This window comes from Rhodosalinus sp. 5P4 (assembly GCF_041365695.1).
Taxonomy (GTDB): domain Bacteria; phylum Pseudomonadota; class Alphaproteobacteria; order Rhodobacterales; family Rhodobacteraceae; genus Rhodosalinus.
Genome location: NZ_JBGFSJ010000004.1, coordinates 271,526 through 290,379, shown reverse-complemented (window position 1 = coordinate 290,379; position 18,854 = coordinate 271,526). Strand labels below are relative to the sequence as shown.

The window sequence follows — 18,854 nt, the reverse complement described above, 5'->3', positions numbered from 1 at the left end:
ATTCCTCCCTCAGAAACGGAAATTGACGAGCCGGTAGAGGACGAACGCGTTGAGAAGAACCAGCGCTACAACGGTCATCGCGAGCGGCTTGAAAAGCGGGTCGTCCATCACGTCGCCATAGAAGCTGGGCGCGGTGATCATGGTGAAAGAGAAGATCGCGACCGGCAAGAACGACAGCAGCAAGGCCGAGAGGCGCCCCTCGGCCGAGATCGCGTGCACCTTCCTGCGAAGCGTCAGCCGGCTGCGGATGACGCGGCTCAACGTCAGCAGCACGCGCGACAGGTCTCCGCCACTGCCATGCTGGATGCTGATAGAGGTCGAGAGGTAGTGGGCATCCTCGAGCCCGACCCGCTGCGCCATCTCGGCGAAGGCTTCCGGCAGATCCTGGCCGTAGATGATCTGATCGACCACGATCCCGAACTCGCTCGCGATGGGATCGTTCATTTCCTCTGCCACGCTGCGGATCGTTGTGTTCAGCGGGTGCCCGACCTTCAGGCCGCGCGCCATGAGTTCCAGCGCGTCGGGCAACTGTTGCGTGAGGCGATCCATGCGCTTCTGGCGCGCCACGCCCACGAACATCAGCGGCAAGAGCAGAAACAGGCATGCCGCAAGCGACAGTCCCGGGAGCGGGCCAAGAACGCTGGAAGACACCGATGCGAACACCGCGAAACCCGACAGACCGGCAAGGACGAAAAGGCGGGGGGACATCGCGATGCCGGCCTGCGACAACGCCACGGGAAGATTGCCAACAAGGGGCAGCCGTGCCAGGAAACCCGTCTTCGGCTCGGGCTTGAGTAGCGCCAGGATGTCCTCGGGGCTTTTTCCCGCCTCGATCATCCGCATCCTGCGGTTGCGCGCCTCCCGCCGGTCCTCCCCTGCGCTCAGGGCCTGTCTCAGCCCCTCGAAGGCGACGAGCACGCCCAGGAAGATGCCAGCGTAGAGCATCAACTGCATAGGCTCGTATCCGGATGGCTGGAGCAGCGCACGAAGCGTGTCCAGGGAAAGCACCACCTCGCCGAGGCCGAGAAACGAAAGGTCAATTTTCATGGCGGCCTCCCGGCCGGAAGCTGATCTGACTCATGTCCACACCCGCCGCGGCCAGCTCGACCGCCCGCTTGGGCCGAATCCCGGTGGCCTCGAAACGGCCCAGGACGCGCCCGTTCTCGTCGACGCCAGTGCGCTTGTAGACGAAGAGCTCCTGCATGGTGATCACGTCACCTTCCATGCCGGTCACCTCGGAGATCGACACCACGCGCCGAGAGCCGTCGGAGAGTCGCGTGAGCTGAAGGACGAAATGCAGCGCCGACGCGATCGTGGCGTGAACGGTCGAGTGCGGCAGCTCGAGGCCGCTCATCTGTACCATCTGCTCCACGCGGGACAGGGCGTCCCGCGGACTGTTCGCATGCACCGTGGTCATCGAGCCGTCATGGCCCGTGTTCATCGCCTGAAGCATGTCGAAGGCTTCCGCACCACGCACCTCGCCCACGACGATCCTGTCGGGCCGCATGCGCAGGGCATTGCGCACAAGATCCCGCTGATGGACCGCGCCGCTTCCATTGGGGCTTGCCGGCCGGGTCTCCAGGCGCAGCACATGATCCTGCTGGAGCTGGAGTTCCGCGGCGTCCTCGATCGTCACGATCCGCTCGTGCCGGCCGATAAAGGAGGACAGCGCGTTCAGGATCGTGGTCTTGCCCGAGCCGGTCCCCCCCGAGATCAGGATGTTCATGCGGGCCTTGACGAGCGCGTTGAGAAACGTGGCGGCGTTCTCGTCCAGTGCGCCGTTCTCGACGAGCCGGGTCATCGTCAGCGGCACCTTGGCGAATTTCCGGATCGACAACGAAGGCCCGTCGACGGCGCAGGGTCGGATGATGGCATTGACGCGGCTGCCGTCGGCCAGGCGGGCATCGACCCATGGTTGGCTCTCGTCGATCCGGCGGCCGACGCGGGATACGATCTTGTCGATGATGCGGAGCAGGTGGCGCTCGTCGCGGAAGCGGCAGTTGACCTTTTCCAGGACACCGCCGCGTTCGACGTAGACCTTGTCGTGTGCGTTCACCAGGACATCGTTGATCGTCGGGTCCGCGAGAAGCGGCTCGAGCGGGCCGAAGCCCAGCACCTCGTGGAGCAGCTCCTCGATGATCTTCTTTAGTTCGAGGCTGTTGAGAGGACGCCCTTCGGTCTTCAGGAATTCGTTCACCAGGCCGGAGACCTCGCGGCGCAGTTCGTCCTCCTCGATCTTGTCGATAACCGCCAGGTTAAGCCGGTCGAGCAGGTGTTCATGGAGCTGCGTCTTGAGTTCCAGCCAGTCATGATCGATCTGGGCCTGCTCGGCATTGTCCCGCTCCGCCCGCTCCGAATTGAAATCGAGATCGATGACGTTCGCGTTGGACGGTGCCGGCGCGCTGCGGTGTGGACGGTTGAACTCTCGAAACATCTTCAGCCCTCTTTATCGGTCGTGTTTTTTGGTTGGTCGTTTCAGTGCGCATGCATCGACGCATGATCCCGGGGCGGCAGGTCGCGTGCGATGTCCCGTGCGAGTTTCCGAACCGCCTTCGCGAGGCGGCTGCGCGGCGCGACGTCGAACAGCGTCTTTCCGCGGTCGAGCCCTTCGCGCGCCGGCCTTGTGTCGAGCGGCAGCCAATGGTCGAAGGTCCGGTCGAGCAGCTTCATTGCCGCGCGATGATGCTGGGCGAGCATCATCGGCCGGGATTCCAGCGCCGCAACGACCTCGATCGCCAGACCCGGCTGCTCGGCGGTGAAGAAGTCCATGAGCTTCTTGCACATCCGGATCGAAGGCACCGTCACGTCGCTCGCGATCAGCATTCGATCCGTTTGCGCGAGAACCGGCTCCAGCCAGGACACCAGCGGCCCAGGTAGGTCCACGACCACATAGTCGTGGGTTCGCATGAGTGTGTCGAGCATGGCGGCGACCTGTTCGCTCGTCACCGCGTCGAGCGGCGTGAAGCGCTCGGGCGCGGGGATGACTGTGACGCCGCAGGCTGCCCGGACCTGGCAGTTCTCGATGTAGGCGCGATCGGGAACGTTGCCCTCGATCGCCATCCGGTAGATCCCATTGTTGGCGTCGACATCGAGCATCGACGCCACGGTGCCGAACTGGATGTCGAGATCGAGGATCGCGACGGAGGCGCCATGCCTGCGATTGCGAAAGCCCGACTTCGCCTGCAGCGCGTCGGCAAGGTTCACCGCTAGCGTCGTCTTGCCGACGCCGCCACGTGCTCCTGCGACCGTGATGACCTTGCCCAGCGTGTTGCGCCCGGTCCAGAGCGCGGGAAGTTGTGCCGCGCGGCGCTCTCGCCACTTCGCGACCTCGCCGGCGAGGTCGGTCTCGAGGACCGATCGCGGCATCACGTCGTCTGCGCCGGCACGGCTCAGCGCCCGGGCCTGGGACAGCGGAACGTCCTCTTCTGTCAGCGCGATCAGGATCGCGTTGGGTGCCCGCGCCTGCGACAGTTGCCGAAGGGCGCTGATTTCCGCCGGATCGTTCGGATCGGTTTCGCAGAGCAGGATGTCGTGCTGGCTCGCCAACGGGTGAGCCTGACCGTTCAGCGAAGAGAGCGTTCCCGGCTGCGCCGTGACGCGCATCGCCGTTCCGGGTTGAAGGATCCGGTCGATGGTGATCGGCAGGGCGTCGTCCTGCCCTATCAGGAGGATGGAGGTGGGTGCTTCGGACATGGGATCGACTCCCTTTCTGGTTAACCGGCTGAACCGACCGCGAGATCCTCGGCCGGGAGAGTGACACTCATGTTTGGGAAGGCGACGCGGCCACCGAGCTCGCTGCCCGTTTGGTTGCCGGGTACGGCGAGGGCCGCAAGACCCGCGAGCGGGGTGACAAAGTCGAAACTGGCGCCCGTCAGCTCAAGCGTGACGAGCGGAACATACGGGCCGCCGAGAAATCCGAGCCGTTCGTCGAAGGCGTAGGAAATCGTCACGTCTTCCGGCCGAACGGTATTGGGCACGACGTTCCGGATCCGATCCCAGATTTCGCTCGCCGTCCCGTCGCTCAGGTCGAGCCCACAGGAAATGGTTCCGGGATTGGCGCATACGCCGCCAAGGCGGCACGGGGTTCCGAACCGGGACGGCGCCGTGCCACCTGGCTGCTGGGCCGGCCGCGTGTGCGTCGCGGGAACACCCGCGCAGGCGGGCGGCCGCACCACGGCCACGCGCGCGCCGCGCTCCATGGCCTTTTGCGTCATCACGAAATCGGAACCGTAACGGCCGAAATCTACCAGTGCGAAAAAGATAAGTAGGAACAGCGGAAGCACGAGCGCATATTCGAGCATCGCTGCACCGCGCTGATCCCGCCAGAAGCGGCGCAGCTCGCAGGCGATATGTCCGGCAGGGCGTTTCATAGGCCGAAGCCCCTTGCGTCCGCGCTGATTGTCGCGGTCACGGGATCGAGGGTCGTGCCCCAGAGGCGGGTCACCCCCGAGAAAGGGAATGTCAGCCGAAGGTCTGCCGAGACGGACACCACGGGGACCGGATCGTTCCGGAAGCCGCCTGTCACGCAGCGCAGCGCCGGGGTCACCTCCTCGATCGTGATGTTCGCGGGAAGCACGCTGCCTCCGCCAAGGCTTTGCTCGATCATCACGGTCAGATCGGCGTCGTAGCCTGCGACGGACCCCCCGCTGTCGCAGATGTCGAGCGGCGCGACCCGCGCCAGGTAGCGCGAGGCCTCGCGCACGCCGGTGACCGCGGCCTGGTAGCCCCAGAAAAGACGCCCGCCTTCCACGACGACGGCGAAGAGCAGCAGCATCAGCGGAAGGACGAAGGCGAACTCCACAAGCATGGTGCCCTGTTCGCCGCGCCGGAACCTCAGGATGGATGCACGCGTTATCATGGGGTCACCGATAAAGCTGGACGATGTCGTGAATGACGCCGCCTTCGCCCTGGCCTTCCGCGCTGCCCAGCACCTCGGCGAAGACGTCCTGCGTGGACGGTTCGCCCGGTTCCGTCAGGAAGAGGCGCACGAATTCCTTCACTGGCACGTTCCTCGCGTTCCCGGCGACCGGGTTCGCGGTGCAGTCGATGCCCGCGGCGATGATCACCCGGCGTTCGGGATCCGCGCTCGGCCGGCCGCAGCTGGCCTCGAAATCGGCCGGCTCCGAGAGAAGAGCGCGCGCCTCCGCGGCGTTCGCGATCTCGGCGAGGTAGACCTCGTATCGGGTCGCGGGCGCGGCCGGCAGCCAGGCCGGTGCGGTACCGCCATAGTTCGTGGCGATGTAGTCCGACATCGAGAAGACACCATCGCCGATCCGGACATCAGGCGCGCATGTCCCGGCGTCCAGGCAAGCGTCGCGCGGCAGCCCGATCGAGATGGGCGAGTCTTCGGCGCGGCAGTTGCCGCCCACGGTGTTGCCGTCCATCACGTTGGGGGCCGGCCCGAAATCGGGATCGCTGCGCCGGTTGTTCATGGTGCCGCTGTAGAGATCGAAGCGAACGTTGAGCCCCGCGGCCATGTTCCCTTGGCTCTGGCCCGGGCTGGTATCAACCCCCCGCTGCACGAAGCACTGCGACCGCAGCCGCGCGGCGGCGAGAAGGCACGCCTCCAGCGGTTGTCCGTTCACCCCGGCGCAGGGACCGGCCGGATCCGCCTGAAGACCGGTGCTCGGGTTCAGGAACCCAAAATTGCCCGGTCCCCAGGACGTGCCCCCCTGGCCGGCGCGCAGGCGGATCATCGTGCCCCTGGCGGCACTCGCCTCGAAGCCGGGCGGCACGCATAACATCATCGGTGTGATGTCGCACGCATAGCGCGTAAAACCCGCCACCGCCTCGGCGCCGACGTCCTCGCCTACCGGGGTGTTGCCCGTGAGCGCGGCGAAGGCGCGCGCGAAGGGCAGGTGCACCTGCCGCGGGCGGATCGTGACATGCGCGTAGATGGCATCGGCCGGGTCGGTGGTGACGAAGCCCGTTACCGGGTCCCTGTCGTTCGCGGGCAGGCCGCTCAGGTAGACGACGGTCGCATCGACCGCGCCCGTCAGGGCCTGGGCACCTTCCGCGAAGGTCTGGCCGCCCTCGACCAGCGAACCGGTCGCCGCGTTCGCCCGCGCGATCGCGTCCGGCTCGCCGTCAAGCTCGCCCGCCGCGGCCAGCGCCACGTTGTCGGCGAACGACTGCAACTCGGTCTGCGTGGTTGCGAGCCGGCCCATGTCGAAGACGAGCGCCGCCATGCCAAGCATCACGGCCATCGACACCGCGGCGAGGATGATCACGCCGCCATGCTCGTCGCGGGCAAAGGCTTCAAGATGGTGGCGCGGCGCTTTCATGGCTCAGTTCACCTCTATTTCCTGGACGGAGTCGGTGCCGCGGCGCACGCGGATCGTCGCCGACGGCGCCGCGTTTTCCGCGACGGGCGATTTCTCGCGTAGCAGGTCCGACAGGCGCAGACTGTCCAGGGGTTCGTCGACGACGTTCTCGAGCGAGCGCAGCGAAAGGCTCAGCGTGCCCGCCTTCTGCGCGAGGGCGAGCCGCTGGCTCTGCTCGGGCGTCACCTCGACCGTCACGGTCCGGTAGAGCATCGGTTTGTCCACTTCCTCGTCAGAGGACTGGTCCACGCCGATCACCCTGATGTTCTGAAGGATCGTCACCGCGCGAAGCTCTTCGTTGCGACCCTGGGTCAGCACCACGTCCACGAAGTCGCCGGGGGTGACGAAGCCGCCAACGGCCGTTTCGGCATCCACCTTGATCGCCATCGCCCGGCTGTTGTCGCCCAGCGTCTGCACGATCGTGACCTTCTCGCCGAAGTCAGAGACCTTGGAACGGATCAGCAGCTCGCCCTGCGAGAGTGCGCGCTTGGCGCGACGCGGCGGGTTGCCCGGCGCGGGGATCACGTTCGTCACATCCGTGAAGCTGCCCGACGGCACACTTTCGGAAGGCCAACTGATCGTTGTCAGCATGTGCGCCTCGATCGGATGTCCGAAGGGGATATCCTGGGCCGCGGCGATGACGCTGACGACGGCGGGCTGCTCGGCGCGCGCGAGGTCGGCATCCGTGATGTCGAGATAGTGCCGCGCGGCATAGACCGACCCGCCCGCGACGCCGAGCCCGACAAGGGCCATGAAGATGGAGCCGAAGCGCATGCCTTTTCCTTTCCTTCGTTTGTCCGTGCGGAGGTTTTTCGACTATCTGCCGCGCAGTTCCGCGGTCGCCGCGAACAGATTTCCGTTCGTCTGCTGGCCAAGCGCCACGAGCGCGGCCGTTCCGACCGCCACCGCCAGAAGGATCGCGATCGCATATTCCACCAGCGTTGCGCCGGCATCGCAGGCGTAAAGGTCCTTAAGGCGCGTCTTGAGATGGCAGGTCATCGCGCGGGCTCCGCGGTTTTCTGGAGGGCGGCGACTGCGGGCGGCGTCCGCCCGCAGTCGCACGGGGGGTATTGTTACCGTTGAGCCGCAGCCGTTTCCGCCGCACCCAGGTTGGTGTTGACCTGACCGGCCAGCGTAACCAGGGCACCGGTGCCGACGATCACGGCAAGAACGACGGCGATGCCGTACTCGACCAGCGTGGCGCCCTCGTCACAGCGGATCAGGCGCTTGAAGTTCTTCACAAAAAAATCGCGCATGGCGCATTTCCTCTTCACTTGGACTGTTGAGCCGCCGGAGTGGCGGGGACCGGCCTTCACCGGACCCCTTGTTGATACCCGGGTCCCGGCGTGCTTCGCGCCGCCTCAAACGTCCGAAAAAACAACCCTGAAATGATTCCTCGGACGGAATCGAAAGGAATGCGGCGGAATTAGAGCAAGATTAAGAGAATCGTGATCCGGCACGATTCGGGCCCGGGGTGCGCGCGGATCAGTCCCCGGTCGGCCTCTTCTCCGGCTTTCCGGCGGCCAGCCCGGCGAGCCGCCTAGCGACACGCCTCTGTCGCTCCGGCGCGTTCAGAGGCGCTTCGACGGGCTGTCTCGGGTCTTTGGATGCGTCGTGGCGGCCGGCGGGCGCATCCACGCCGGTGCATCAGCGCAATCCTGTCGGGACGCAGCAAGATCATCGCTGATCTCGCGCGCCGCCCGTCGAGGCAGGGCCGCGTTCACGGGGGTCGGGAAGCCGGGTTCGACGCGCCCGAGGCGCGCACCCCAGCGCGGACCGGTCGAGCGGTCCCGATGCTGCGGAGGATCCCCGGGATGGCCTGCAAGTCGGCGCAATGCCGGTTCTTGGCGAGCTTGAAACCAGTGTGGTGGGGTTGGTAGCGGAGGAGGGACTTGAACCCCCGACACGCGGATTATGATTCCGCTGCTCTAACCGACTGAGCTACTCCGCCACGGCGACGTGGTGCCTAGGCGAGCGGGCGGGGGGCGTCAAGTGAAAACGAGGACGCAGGCGCGGGTTCCACGCGCCGCGCAACCGCGCTAAAGGGCGGGCATGCGCTGGACACTGCCCAACATACTGACCGTGTTCCGGCTCGTCGCGGCGCCGGGGTTGGCTGCGCTCTACCTGCTGTTGCCGCATCCGCTGGCGGACTGGGCAGCGCTCGTGCTTTTCCTCGGCGCCGCCGCGACCGATTGGGTGGACGGGCGGCTGGCCCGCGCCTGGGGGCAGGTCTCCCGCATGGGCGCCATGCTCGATCCCATCGCGGACAAGGCGATGGTCGCGGTGGCGCTTCTGGTGCTCGTGACCTTCTCGTCCTACTCCGCTTGGATCGTGCTGCCCGCGGCGCTCATCCTTTTCCGCGAGGTCTTCGTCTCGGGCCTGCGGGAGTATCTCGGCCCGGCGGTGGGCAGTCTGCAGGTCACCCGGCTGGCGAAGTGGAAGACGACGTTGCAGATGGTGGCCGTGGCCGTGCTGTTCGCCCACGGGATCTTCGAGCATCACGTCGGCATGATCGCCATGGGGATGGATCGGACGCTGGTGGAGGATATATTGGATGGGCGCGAGCAGGATCTGCACGGCCTGCGCGCCCTCCTCGCCGGCGCACTCTGGACCGGACAGGGGGGCGTCGCGCTGCTGTGGCTGTCGGCGGTGCTGACGCTCTGGACCGGCTGGGAGTATTTCCGCAAGGCCGTGCCGTATCTGAAGGACTGAACCGCCATGGATGTTCTCTATTTCGCCTGGGTCCGGGAGCGCATCGGGCTGCCGCGCGAGACCCTGCAGACCGAGGCCGCGACGGTGGCCGATCTTGTAGACGAGTTGCGCGCGCGCGAAGAGCGTTACGCCGCCGCCTTCGCCGACACCTCGGCGCTGCGTGTCGCCGTGGACCAGGAACTCGCCGATTTCGACGCGCCGCTCGCCGGCGTCCGCGAGGTCGCGTTCTTCCCGCCGATGACCGGGGGCTGAACGCCATGCGCGTGATCGTGCAGGACGCCCCCTTCGATTTCGGCGCAGAGGCCGGCGCCTTCTCCGGCGCGCAGCACGGGCAGGGCGCGGTCGTCACCTTCGCCGGGATCGTCCGCGACACGGAGGCGGGCGACCTGAAGGCGATGGAGATCGAGCATTACCCCGGCATGACGGAGAAGGCGCTCGCGACGATCGCGGAAGAGGCGCGGGCCCGCTGGAGCCTCGGGGACGTTCTCGTGATCCACCGTCACGGCCGGCTCGCGCGGGGCGAGACGATCATGATGGTGGCCACCGCCGCACCGCACCGGGCGGACGCCTTCGCGGCGGCGGAATTCCTGATGGATTACCTGAAATCGCGCGCGCCCTTCTGGAAGCGCGAGATCACCGCGCGGGGCGCGGACTGGGTCGCGGCGCGGGAGGAGGACGAGGCCGCGCTCTCGCGCTGGTGAGGCGCGCGCGCCCGGCCTTGGATCAGCCCGCTTCCATCCGCTCGAGCCGGTTGCGCAGCTCCTCGGCCTCGTGCCGCGCATCCCGCAGGCCGTCCATGGCGGCGCGCAGTTCCGCCTCTGTCTGCGAAAGCTGGTTGGTGAGCTCGGCCTCGCGCTGCTGAAGATAGGTGATCGCCTGATCGCGCGTTTCCTCGGCGGCGTGCAGTTCCTGCGCCATGCGCTCCAGCTCGCCCATGTCGGCGCGGGAGACCCGCGTGAAGCGGTGCACCAGCCAGTGCGCGAACCAGCCCACTGCGAAGGCGACGAAGAGGATGACCGCGGTGACGATCACGAATTCCGTGCGGGTCATTGGCTTTCTCCGGCCGGAGGCTCTGCATCGGCGTCTTGCCGGTCGTCGTCCGCGGCAAGGCGCTCCAGCACGGCCTCTACCTCGGATACGGGGTCGGCGGGAAGCAGGCTGAACTCGATCCGCCGGTTGGTCTCCCGGCCCGCCTCGGTTCCGTTGTCGGCGATCGGGTCGCTCTCGCCGTAGCCGCGGGGCACGAAGGACGACGTCAGAACCCGGCGGTCGCGAAGCTCGGCCAGAACCGCCTCGGCGCGCTGCTGGCTCAGATCGAGGTTCATGGACTCGCGCCCCTGGCTGTCGGTGTGGCCCGCGATCTCCAGCGGCAAGGGGCCGCAGTCCCGCAGCACTTCGGCGATGTCGTCGAGGATGAGCCGCGCCGCGGAGTCGAGCGTGGCCGAGCCCGGCTCGAAGTTGATCTTCCGGCCCTCGGTGATCTCGTCGATCATCGCCACGCATTCCGCCGGGGTCGGCAGCGCCGCCTCGGGATCGAGCGCCTCGCGGTAGGCCACCTCGATGGAGAATTCCGACGACGCCCCCAGCTTCTCGGAAAGAAGGGAGGCGATCTCGGCGCTGGCCTCGGCCTTTCCGGTCTCGCCGCGGACGCGGATCGAATCGGGGCGGATCGTCACCGCGCCGTTGGCGAGCTGGGCGAGCGCCTCGAGCCCGGCCAGCACCCGCACCTGCCATTCGGCGGGCAGGCTGTCGTCCACCACCGCGGCGGTGTAGACGGCCGCGCTGCCGAACCGGGCGCGCGCGAAACTGTCGGCGATCGTGCGATTCGTCTCGCTCGAGATGCGCCCGCGCAGCTGCACCGAGCCTTCCGGGCTCAGCGTGGCGATGAATTCGCGCGGGCCGGTGTCGGTCTCGTCGGGAACCTCGGGCAGAACCGCGTCGAGCGCGAAGATGTCGGGCAGATCGGCGCCCAGCTCACCGGACACGCGCTCGAAGAGGGCGGGATCCGTGCCTTCCGCCGCGACGAGCGCCACGTCGGCATCGGTGATCGTCACCGAGCCGCCGCCCAGTTCGGCGAGCGCGGCAATGGCGCGCTCCGCCGCCTCGGGCCAGGCGCTGGAGGGCACGCCAAGCCCGATGCGGCAATCCGCCTTTCCGTCCATGCCGGCGGCGGCGGCGGCGGCCAGGATCCGCGCGCGCCCCTCCTCGGTCGAGGCGGAGCAGGCATCGAAGCGCGCGCCGCCCTCGTTGAGGACGAAGCGCAGCGTGAAGGGGCTGATCACCGGCCGCGGCGCCGAGATGTCGAGCGCGAGGCGCAGCGTATCGGGGACCTGGCGGGCGAACTCGGTCTCGAGGCTGCGTTTCTCGGCCGCGCTGTCGCTCATCGCGGTGATGGCCACGGCGCCCGCCTCTATCGAGATCTTCGCGCGGGGAAGACGCTCGAGCGTGGACAGGCCGAAGTCGAGCGCGTCGTCCCAGCCCTCGGGCGTGGGGTAGTCGGCCACCTCCATCAGATCCGAGACGCTGCCCCCCGCCACGCTCCCTTCCAGCCGCGCCACCATGCCCTCGCGATCCGTCGCCGCCGGCACCAGGCCGATCACCGAGACGCCGTCGTCGTTGCGCAGGATCTCGATGGAAAAGCGCGGGGGCGCCGGCCGCGAGGCTTCGGCCACGTTCACGTTGTCTATCACCCGCGCCGCGTCCACCACGCGTCCGGCGGTGGACAGCGCCCGGAACCGCTCCGCCTCGTTCGGGGCGGTGCCGATCAGGTAAAGCTGAAGGCCGTTGGCATCCACCTCCGCCCAGTGCAGCCCGGCGCGCGTGAGCTCGGTGCGCACCCCCTCTTCCGAGCCCTTCTCGATGATATCCACCGAAAACACGGCGGCCAGGGCCGCCAGCAGGCCGGCAACGGTGAAGGCGAGAACGGGAAGGGCGAGGGGTTTAAGTCGCATCGAGCCTGTGCCGGGTGGCTTGGGACCGCACGGTGATACGCGCTGCCGGGGGCGGATTCAATCAGGCCAGAAGCGCGGCGGCGAAAAACAGCACAGGCAGCAGCCCGGCATCGCGGTTCGAGCGGAAAAGCGCCAGCAGCCGGTCGTTGTCGCCCAGGTCGAGCCGGCGAAGCTGCCACGCCATGTGCCAGCCCATCGCCCAGGGCCCGCCGATCGCGATCACGAGGGCGAGGATCTCGCCCGAGGGCGCGGCGCCCAGGATCGCGAGCCCCATGAGGACGACGCTCGCCACAAGGAAGCGGCGCAGCCAGCGCGGGGTTTCGCCGCCGAAAAGCCGCGCGGTGGACTTCACGCCGATGAGCGCGTCGTCCTCCTTGTCCTGGTGGGCGTAGATCGTGTCGTAGAAAAGTGTCCAGGCCATGCCCGATGCGTAAAGCGCCAGCGCCGGCCACTGGAGCGCCCCGGTGTGCGCCGTCCAGGCCAGCAGCGCGCCCCAGTTGAACGCGAAGCCGAGGAAGATCTGCGGCCACCAGGTGAAGCGCTTGGCGAACGGGTAGATCGCCACCGGCAGCAGCGCGAGAATGCCCAGCGCGATCGCCGCGGGCGGAAAGGTGACGAGGATCAGGAAGGCGAGGATGGCCTGCGCGCACATCCACGCCACGGCCTGACCCAGCGTGACCTGGCCCGACGGGATCGGCCGGAGCGCGGTGCGCGCCACGCTGCCGTCGATGTCGCGGTCGGTGATGTCGTTCCATGTGCAGCCCGCCCCCCGCATGAGCCAGGCGCCGATGCCGCAGCCCGCGAAGATCCACAGATCCTGCCAGTGCGCCTGGCCGGTGGACAGCATCGCCAGCGTCAGCCCCCACCAGCACGGCAGCAGCAGCAGCCAGGTGCCGATCGGGCGGTCGGCGCGCGACAGGCGCAGGTAGGGCCGCGCCGCGGGCGGCGCGAGGCGGTCCACCCAGTTGCCCGTCACCGCGTCGGCGACGGGGCCGGTCTCGGCGCGCTCTGGCGTCTCGCCGTTGGCAGGCATAGAAGGGCCTCATGGCATCCGTTGTCCGGCTCTATGTAGAGCACCCGCTGGGGGCGGGGCAAACCGTTCCTCTGGAACGCGCCCAGGCGCATTACCTCTTCAATGTCATGCGGCTGGGCGAGGGGGCGGAGCTTCGGCTCTTCAACGGGCGCGACGGCGAATGGGCGGCGCGCGTGACCGGGGCGGCCAAGCGGGGCGGCACGCTGCAATGCACCGGGCAGACCGCGCAGCAGCGCGACCCGCCCGATCTCTGGCTGCTTTTCGCGCCGATCAAGAAGGCGCGCACCGACTTCATCGTCGAGAAGGCGGCCGAGCTGGGCGCGGCGCGGATCCTGCCCGTCCAGACCGATCACACCAATGCCGAGCGGCTGCGCCGCGACCGCCTTCAGGCCCACGCCATGGAGGCGGCGGAACAGTGCGGCGGGACCTTCGTGCCCGAGGTTGCGGACCTCGCACCACTGTCGCAGATCCTTCGGGGCTGGCCGGAGGGCAGGCGCCTTCTCGTCTGCGACGAGGCACGGGCGGGAGAGGGGGAGCGCCTCGACGCGTTTCTCGGCAGGCGCGCGGTCGAGGCGCCCGGCCCCTGGGCCGTGCTGGTGGGCCCCGAAGGCGGCTTCTCGGAGGCCGAGCGCGCCCGTCTCGCCGGGCTGCCCTTCGCGGTGACGGTGAGCCTCGGGCCGCGGATCCTGCGCGCCGACACCGCGGCCGTGGCCGCGCTCACCCTCTGGCAGATCGCGCTGGGGGACTGGCGGTGATCCGGCCGGAGGTCGGCGACGCGCTGGGGCGGTGGCGGGAGGCGCTTGCCGGCGCGGCGCTGGCGGCGCTCGGTCTCTGGGCGGCGCTCGCGGGCCTGGGCCTCCTCGCCTGGCTGGGGTGGATGGCCGTCGCGACGGGGCTCGCGCTCCTCTTCGCGGGCATCCAGCGCGGGCGGTTCCGGCGGCCCGGCGGCGGGCCGGGCGTGGTGGAGGTCGTCGAGGGCCGGATCGCCTATTTCGGGCCCGTCTCGGGCGGCGTGGTGGCCCTTTCCGAGCTCTCCCAGCTGCGCCTCGACCCTTCGGAAGATCCGCCGTCCTGGGTGCTCGTGCAGCCCGGCCAGCCGCCGCTGTCGATCCCGGTGACGGCGGCGGGGGCGGATGCGCTCTTCGACGCCTTCGCCGCCCTTCCGGGGATCCGGACCGGCCACCTCGTCGACGCGCTGCGCGGGGGCGGCGCCGCGCATCCCGTGGTCGTCTGGGAGCATCCCGCGGCCGCGGACGGGCGGCCCCGGCTGCATTGACACCCGCGCCGTTCCGGCCCATCCCTGTCGCCCACCGATCCAGCCTAGACCACCGGAGCAAAGCGCAATGTCCATCCCCCAGTCCGGCGGCGGGCCGATCGAGCACCAGGACCAGCTTGCGCAATACCTCGAGGCCGGCTGCAAGCCGCCCGAGGCGTGGCGCATCGGCACCGAGCACGAGAAGTTCGGCTATGTCCGCGAGACGCTGGCGCCATTGCCCTACGAGGGCGCACGCTCCGTGCGCGCGGTGCTGGAGGGGCTGCGCGACCGACACGGCTGGCGCCCCGTCGAGGAAGGCGGCAACCTCATCGGGCTCGAGAAGGACGGCGCGAACGTCTCGCTGGAGCCCGGAGGCCAGCTCGAGCTTTCCGGCGCCCCGCTCGAGAACATCCACCAGACCTGCGACGAGGTGAACGCCCATCTCGCCGACGTGAAGGACATCGCCGACGCGCTCGGCGTGGGCTTCATCGGGCTCGGCGCCGCGCCGGTCTGGCGCCACGAGGACATGCCGATGATGCCCAAGGGGCGCTACCGGCTGATGACCGACTACATGGACCGGGTCGGCACGATGGGAAAGTCGATGATGTACCGCACCTGCACGGTGCAGGTGAACCTCGACTTCGCCTCCGAGGCCGACATGGTGCAGAAGCTCCGCGTGGCGCTGGCGCTCCAGCCCGTCGCCACGGCGCTCTTCGCCAACTCCCCCTTCTTCGAGAACCGTCCCACAGGCTACAAGTCCTGGCGGAGCCGGGTCTGGCGCGACCTCGACGACGCGCGCACCGGCATGCTGCCCTTCGTCTTCGAGGACGGTTTCGGCTTCGAGCGCTGGGTCGACTATGCGCTCGACGTGCCGATGTACTTCGTCTACCGCGACGGGCGCTACATCGACGCGCTCGGCCAGTCCTTCCGCGACTTCCTGAAGGGCCGGCTGCCCGCGCTGCCGGGCGAAACGCCGACGCTGTCGGACTGGGCCGACCACCTCACCACGATCTTCCCCGAGGCGCGGATCAAGAAATACATCGAGATGCGCGGGGCCGATGGCGGGCCCTGGCGGCGGCTCTGCGCGCTGCCGGCGCTCTGGGTGGGGCTGACCTACGACCAGGGCGCGCTCGACGCGGCCTGGGATCTCGTGAAGGGCTGGAGCGCGGCGGAGCGCGAGGCGCTTCGCATCGCCGCGGCCGATCAGGGCCTGAAGGCGCGGGTGGGCGACCTTTACATGCACGATCTCGCGCGCGAGGTGCTGGACATCGCGGAGGCCGGGCTGGGCGCCCGGGCGCGCGAGGGCGCGGGCGGGCTGCTGCCGGACGAGACGCATTTCCTCAACGCGCTGAGAGAGAGCGTGGAGAGCGGGAAGATCCCGGCCGACGAGCTTCTGGAGCGTTACCACGGCGACTGGCAGGGCGATCTCAGCCACATCTACGCCGAATACTCCTACTGAAGGGCAGGATGCCCGCGCCGGCGGGGCCGCGCTACCAGTAAGCAGGATCGTCGAAAGCGGGCACGCAGCGCGCGCGGCCCTTCAGCGGATCGAGGGGCCGGGTCGTGAGGTTTTGCGCCAGCCACCCCTCGGGCTGCTGCAGCGGGTGCGGCGGCGCTGCCGTGTCCTCTCCGATCGGGGCGAATCCGACCTTGCCGTAATAGGCCGGGTCGCCGTAGGTGATCGCCACGTCGGCCCCCCGGTCCCGCATCGCGGCCAGGCCATGGTTCAGAAGCGCCTGCCCGATCCCCTGGCCCTGCCGGCCGGTTTCCACCGCGACGGGCGCCAGAAGGAAGACGATGCGCGCGTCCTCGTCATAGGCGAGCCGCGAGAAGATGATGGCCCCGGCCAGCACACCGCCCTCCCGCGCCGTGAAGACGGCGAGGTCTTCGTCCTTCGTCGTCTCCAGAAGGTTCTTCACGAGCGTCCCGATGAGCCGTCCTTCCTCGGCGCCCTCGGAGGCGCCGAAGGTTGACTCGAAAAGGGCGATGATCTCCTCCGCCCGGTCCGTGCTGTCGGCGGAAAATTCCATGTCCCTCTCCTTCGCGCCTGTCGGCTTTCGTTGGCGCGGCCCTTCAGGCCCGGCCCTGCGCGATCGCCACGAACCGGTCGATGTCCGCGTCCGTGATCGACCAGTCGCAGACCATCCGCGCGGTGAGAGGCTCGTCGGGGTCCGCGCCGTCGAGCGATCCCTCCCAGAGGTAATACTGCGCGCCGGCCTCGTGCAGACGAAGATGGGTGGCCCGCGGCATCTCCGCGAAGAGCATGTTGGCCGCGGGCTCGCCGAGGAAGCGCACGCCGGGCACCGCGCGCAGCCCGGCGGCGAGGCGTGCGCAGGCGGCGTTGGCGCGCCGCGCGCTCTCGAGCCAGAGATCGCCCTCGAGATAGGCCGCCATCTGCGCCGAGAGGTAGCGGTGCTTGGAGAAGAGATGCGCCCCCCGCTTGCGGCGCAATTCGAATTCCCACGCCGTCGCCGGGTCGAAGAGGATCACCGCCTCGACGCCGAGGCAGCCGTTCTTGGTGGCCCCGAAGCTCACCGCGTCCACGCCGGCCTTCCAGGTCATCTCGGCGGGCGTGGCGTCGAGCGCCACCAGCGCGTTGGCGAAGCGCGCCCCGTCCATGTGCAGCGGCAGGCCGAAGTCCTTCGCCACCTCGCCGAGCGCCCGGATTTCCTCGAGCGTGTAGACGCCGCCGCGCTCGGTCGCCTGCGTGAGAGAGACCGGCCCGCGCTGCGGCCCGTGCACGCCGCGGCTTTCCTCGCGCTCGATCGCGCGGTGGAGCGTTTCGGGTGTCATCCGGTCGTCTTCGCCCACCAGCGTGAGCTTCGCGCCGCCGGAGTAGAATTCCGGCGCGTTGCACTCGTCCTCGTGGATGTGCGCGACCGGCGAGCAGAAAACGGTCTGCCACGGTGCGCCCAGCGTCGCGAGCGCAAGCGAATTCGCCGCGGTGCCCGTGGCCACGAGATAGATCGCGGCCTCCGGCGCCTCGAAGATGTCGCGCAGCCGCGCCGTGACCGCGGCCATGTCCGCATCGGCGCCATAGGGCATGGCATAGCCGGTGTTCACGCGCGACAGCCCCTCGATCACCTGCGGGTGGGCCGGGCCTGCGTTGTCGGAGGCGAGATGCATCAGACGGGCTCCTCGATGATGAAATCTTCCCAATCGTCCTCGTCCACCTCGAACTCGGGCACCGTCATGCCGTGCGCCGAGACGCCGGCGCGGTGGACGCTTTCGGGATCGTCCGAGATGAGCGGATGCCAGTGGTAGAGCGGGCGGCCCTCGTGCAGCAGCCTGTAGGCGCAGGTCTGCGGCAGCCAGTGCATGTGATCGTCGAGCGTGTCGGGCGTGAGAACGATGCAGTCGGGCACGAAGCGGTGACGGATCGGATACTGCGTGCAGCGGCAGCTTCCGTCGTCGAAGAGCCGGCAGGCCACGCGGGTCAGCCAGACCTCGCCCGTATCCGCGTCCTCGAGCTTGTTGAGGCAGCACTTGCCGCATCCGTCGCAAAGCGCCTCCCACTCGGCGCGGGTCATCCGGTCGAGGCGCTTTCGCTCCCAGAAACGGGGCGCGAGGCCCGAACGGTCGATCGGATCGTCGCTCATGGCGCCTCCAGCACGGCGCGGGCGCGCGCGACGTCCGTCTGCATCTGCGCGACGAGTGCCTCGACGCTTTCGAAGGCGGCCTCGGGGCGCAGGAACTCCACCAGGGCCACGGACATGTGCGTCCCGTAGAGATCGCCTGCGAAGTCCAGCAGATAGGTTTCGAGATTGGGCATGTTGACGCCGAACTGCGGCCGCACGCCGAGGGACGCGGCCCCCATGTAGTGACCGGCATGGGGCCCCTCGGCCACGTCCACGAGTACCGCGTAGACCCCGAACCGGGGCGGGTGCAGCCCCTCGATGGACATGTTCGCGGTCGGATAGCCCAGAAGCCGCCCGCGCTGCTCTCCGCCCACCACGGGCCCTTCGATCCGGTGCCAGTGGCCGAGCAGTTTCGCCGCGTCGCGGGGCCGGCCCTCGGAAAGCGCCGCGCGGATGGCGGTGGAGGATACCCGCGTCGCGCCCTCGAGATGCATCGGCGCCACGGTGACGCCGAAGCCCATCTCGCTTCCGAAGCGCTGCAGCTCGGTCACGCTTCCCGCGCGCCCCTTGCCGAAACAGAAATCCTGCCCGACCACCACATGGGCGAGCGCAAGCCCGTCCCGGATGACCTCGCGGGCGAACGCCTCGGGCGAGAGCGCGGCGAGACTCGCGTTGAAATTGAGTTCGTAAAGAATTTCCACCCCCAGCTTCTCCAGGCGCGAGGCGCGCGCTTCCGGTCCGGTCAGGCGGAAAGGGGGCGCGTCGGGGGCGAAATACTCCCGCGGATGCGGCTCGAAGGTCAGAACGCCCAGGGGCGCGCCATGCTCGGCCGCCCGCGCCCGCGTCAGGTCGAGCACGGAAAGGTGGCCGAGATGCACGCCATCGAAGTTCCCGATCGCCACGGCCGCGCCGCGATCCTCCGGGCTGGTGAACTGGTAGTCGCGCACGATCCGCATGCGCGCTCCCCTAGCGCCGGGCGGGGCCGGGCGCAAGCGCGCCCGC

22 protein-coding genes and 1 tRNA gene are annotated in these 18,854 nt (G+C 68.8%); 6 read left to right on the top strand and 17 right to left on the bottom strand.

What is annotated here, in order from left to right; all coding sequences use genetic code 11:
- Positions 1-9: 9 nt before the first annotated feature.
- From AB6A69_RS09275 to AB6A69_RS09230, 10 genes are all read right to left on the bottom strand, one after another.
- The gene (locus tag AB6A69_RS09275; RefSeq protein WP_371060563.1) at positions 10-1,047 is read right to left on the bottom strand and encodes a type II secretion system F family protein; all 1,038 of its coding nucleotides are present in this window, start codon (positions 1,045-1,047) and stop codon (positions 10-12) included.
- A complete protein-coding gene (locus tag AB6A69_RS09270; RefSeq protein ID WP_371060562.1) occupies positions 1,037-2,434 on the bottom strand; it encodes a CpaF family protein in 1,398 nt (465 codons plus the stop codon). Before AB6A69_RS09270 ends, AB6A69_RS09275 begins: the two co-directional genes overlap by 11 nt.
- 41 nt (positions 2,435-2,475) lie before the next feature.
- A complete protein-coding gene (locus tag AB6A69_RS09265) occupies positions 2,476-3,693 on the bottom strand; it encodes a CpaE family protein (protein ID WP_371060561.1) in 1,218 nt (405 codons plus the stop codon).
- A 20-nt stretch (positions 3,694-3,713) separates the two neighbouring features.
- Positions 3,714-4,370 carry a TadE/TadG family type IV pilus assembly protein gene (locus AB6A69_RS09260; protein ID WP_371060560.1) on the bottom strand — a complete coding sequence of 219 codons (657 nt, stop codon included), beginning with the start codon at positions 4,368-4,370 and terminating at the stop codon, positions 3,714-3,716.
- A complete protein-coding gene (locus AB6A69_RS09255; RefSeq protein ID WP_371060559.1) occupies positions 4,367-4,858 on the bottom strand; it encodes a TadE/TadG family type IV pilus assembly protein in 492 nt (163 codons plus the stop codon). Before AB6A69_RS09255 ends, AB6A69_RS09260 begins: the two co-directional genes overlap by 4 nt.
- Before the next feature lie 4 nt (positions 4,859-4,862).
- Positions 4,863-6,284 carry a pilus assembly protein TadG-related protein gene (locus AB6A69_RS09250; RefSeq protein WP_371060558.1) on the bottom strand — a complete coding sequence of 474 codons (1,422 nt, stop codon included), beginning with the start codon at positions 6,282-6,284 and terminating at the stop codon, positions 4,863-4,865.
- A gap of 3 nt (positions 6,285-6,287) precedes the next feature.
- Positions 6,288-7,097 (bottom strand): Flp pilus assembly protein CpaB, encoded by an 810-nt coding sequence (gene cpaB / locus AB6A69_RS09245; protein WP_371060557.1) that lies wholly within the window; start codon positions 7,095-7,097, stop codon positions 6,288-6,290.
- Between the two features lie 42 nt (positions 7,098-7,139).
- Positions 7,140-7,322, bottom strand: a complete 183-nt coding sequence (locus AB6A69_RS09240) for a hypothetical protein (RefSeq protein WP_371060556.1) — start codon at positions 7,320-7,322, stop codon at positions 7,140-7,142.
- 74 nt (positions 7,323-7,396) lie between these two features.
- Positions 7,397-7,579 (bottom strand): Flp family type IVb pilin, encoded by a 183-nt coding sequence (locus AB6A69_RS09235; RefSeq protein ID WP_371060555.1) that lies wholly within the window; start codon positions 7,577-7,579, stop codon positions 7,397-7,399.
- A gap of 618 nt (positions 7,580-8,197) precedes the next feature.
- Positions 8,198-8,274: transfer RNA gene (locus AB6A69_RS09230), tRNA-Met, on the bottom strand.
- 101 nt (positions 8,275-8,375) lie between these two features.
- On the opposite strand from AB6A69_RS09230, the gene pgsA reads away from it, so the two are divergent.
- From pgsA to AB6A69_RS09215, 3 genes are read left to right on the top strand one after another with little or no spacing between them, the layout of a single operon-like run.
- Positions 8,376-9,035, top strand: a complete 660-nt coding sequence (gene pgsA, locus AB6A69_RS09225; protein WP_371037583.1) for a CDP-diacylglycerol--glycerol-3-phosphate 3-phosphatidyltransferase — start codon at positions 8,376-8,378, stop codon at positions 9,033-9,035.
- A gap of 6 nt (positions 9,036-9,041) precedes the next feature.
- Positions 9,042-9,287: a molybdopterin converting factor subunit 1 gene (gene moaD, locus AB6A69_RS09220; RefSeq protein ID WP_371056457.1), complete on the top strand. Its 246-nt coding sequence runs from the start codon at positions 9,042-9,044 to the stop codon at positions 9,285-9,287.
- 5 nt (positions 9,288-9,292) lie between these two features.
- Entirely contained in the window at positions 9,293-9,736 is a 444-nt protein-coding gene (locus AB6A69_RS09215; protein WP_371060554.1) for a molybdenum cofactor biosynthesis protein MoaE, read from the top strand.
- A 22-nt stretch (positions 9,737-9,758) separates the two neighbouring features.
- Here AB6A69_RS09215 and AB6A69_RS09210 read toward each other — a convergent pair whose 3' ends face one another.
- The 3 genes from AB6A69_RS09210 to ubiA form a co-directional block, all read right to left on the bottom strand.
- Positions 9,759-10,085: a hypothetical protein gene (locus AB6A69_RS09210; protein WP_371056455.1), complete on the bottom strand. Its 327-nt coding sequence runs from the start codon at positions 10,083-10,085 to the stop codon at positions 9,759-9,761.
- Complete coding sequence (locus AB6A69_RS09205) at positions 10,082-11,986, bottom strand: OmpA family protein (RefSeq protein WP_371060553.1); 1,905 nt, start codon at positions 11,984-11,986, stop codon at positions 10,082-10,084. Before AB6A69_RS09205 ends, AB6A69_RS09210 begins: the two co-directional genes overlap by 4 nt.
- Positions 11,987-12,047: 61 nt before the next feature.
- Positions 12,048-13,019 carry a 4-hydroxybenzoate octaprenyltransferase gene (gene ubiA / locus AB6A69_RS09200; RefSeq protein ID WP_371060552.1) on the bottom strand — a complete coding sequence of 324 codons (972 nt, stop codon included), beginning with the start codon at positions 13,017-13,019 and terminating at the stop codon, positions 12,048-12,050.
- Positions 13,020-13,030: 11 nt separating this feature from the next.
- On the opposite strand from ubiA, the gene AB6A69_RS09195 reads away from it, so the two are divergent.
- The 3 genes from AB6A69_RS09195 to AB6A69_RS09185 all read left to right on the top strand — a co-directional run bounded on the left by AB6A69_RS09195 (position 13,031) and on the right by AB6A69_RS09185 (position 15,733).
- The gene (locus AB6A69_RS09195; RefSeq protein ID WP_371060551.1) at positions 13,031-13,774 is read left to right on the top strand and encodes a 16S rRNA (uracil(1498)-N(3))-methyltransferase; all 744 of its coding nucleotides are present in this window, start codon (positions 13,031-13,033) and stop codon (positions 13,772-13,774) included.
- Complete coding sequence (locus AB6A69_RS09190; protein WP_371060550.1) at positions 13,771-14,295, top strand: hypothetical protein; 525 nt, start codon at positions 13,771-13,773, stop codon at positions 14,293-14,295. The genes AB6A69_RS09195 and AB6A69_RS09190 overlap by 4 nt, the downstream gene beginning before the upstream one ends.
- Before the next feature lie 67 nt (positions 14,296-14,362).
- Entirely contained in the window at positions 14,363-15,733 is a 1,371-nt protein-coding gene (locus tag AB6A69_RS09185) for a glutamate--cysteine ligase (protein WP_371060549.1), read from the top strand.
- A gap of 31 nt (positions 15,734-15,764) precedes the next feature.
- Here the strand turns inward: AB6A69_RS09185 and AB6A69_RS09180 are convergent, their stop codons facing one another.
- Genes AB6A69_RS09180 through AB6A69_RS09165 form a run of 4 tightly spaced genes read right to left on the bottom strand, consistent with a single transcriptional unit; the run spans position 15,765 to position 18,808 of the window.
- Positions 15,765-16,304 carry a GNAT family N-acetyltransferase gene (locus tag AB6A69_RS09180; RefSeq protein WP_371060548.1) on the bottom strand — a complete coding sequence of 180 codons (540 nt, stop codon included), beginning with the start codon at positions 16,302-16,304 and terminating at the stop codon, positions 15,765-15,767.
- Between the two features lie 43 nt (positions 16,305-16,347).
- Entirely contained in the window at positions 16,348-17,400 is a 1,053-nt protein-coding gene (locus AB6A69_RS09175; RefSeq protein ID WP_371060547.1) for a low specificity L-threonine aldolase, read from the bottom strand.
- Complete coding sequence (locus AB6A69_RS09170; protein ID WP_371056449.1) at positions 17,400-17,873, bottom strand: YcgN family cysteine cluster protein; 474 nt, start codon at positions 17,871-17,873, stop codon at positions 17,400-17,402. Before AB6A69_RS09170 ends, AB6A69_RS09175 begins: the two co-directional genes overlap by 1 nt.
- Positions 17,870-18,808, bottom strand: a complete 939-nt coding sequence (locus tag AB6A69_RS09165; protein WP_371060546.1) for a bifunctional riboflavin kinase/FAD synthetase — start codon at positions 18,806-18,808, stop codon at positions 17,870-17,872. The genes AB6A69_RS09170 and AB6A69_RS09165 overlap by 4 nt, the downstream gene beginning before the upstream one ends.
- Positions 18,809-18,854 lie beyond the last annotated feature (46 nt).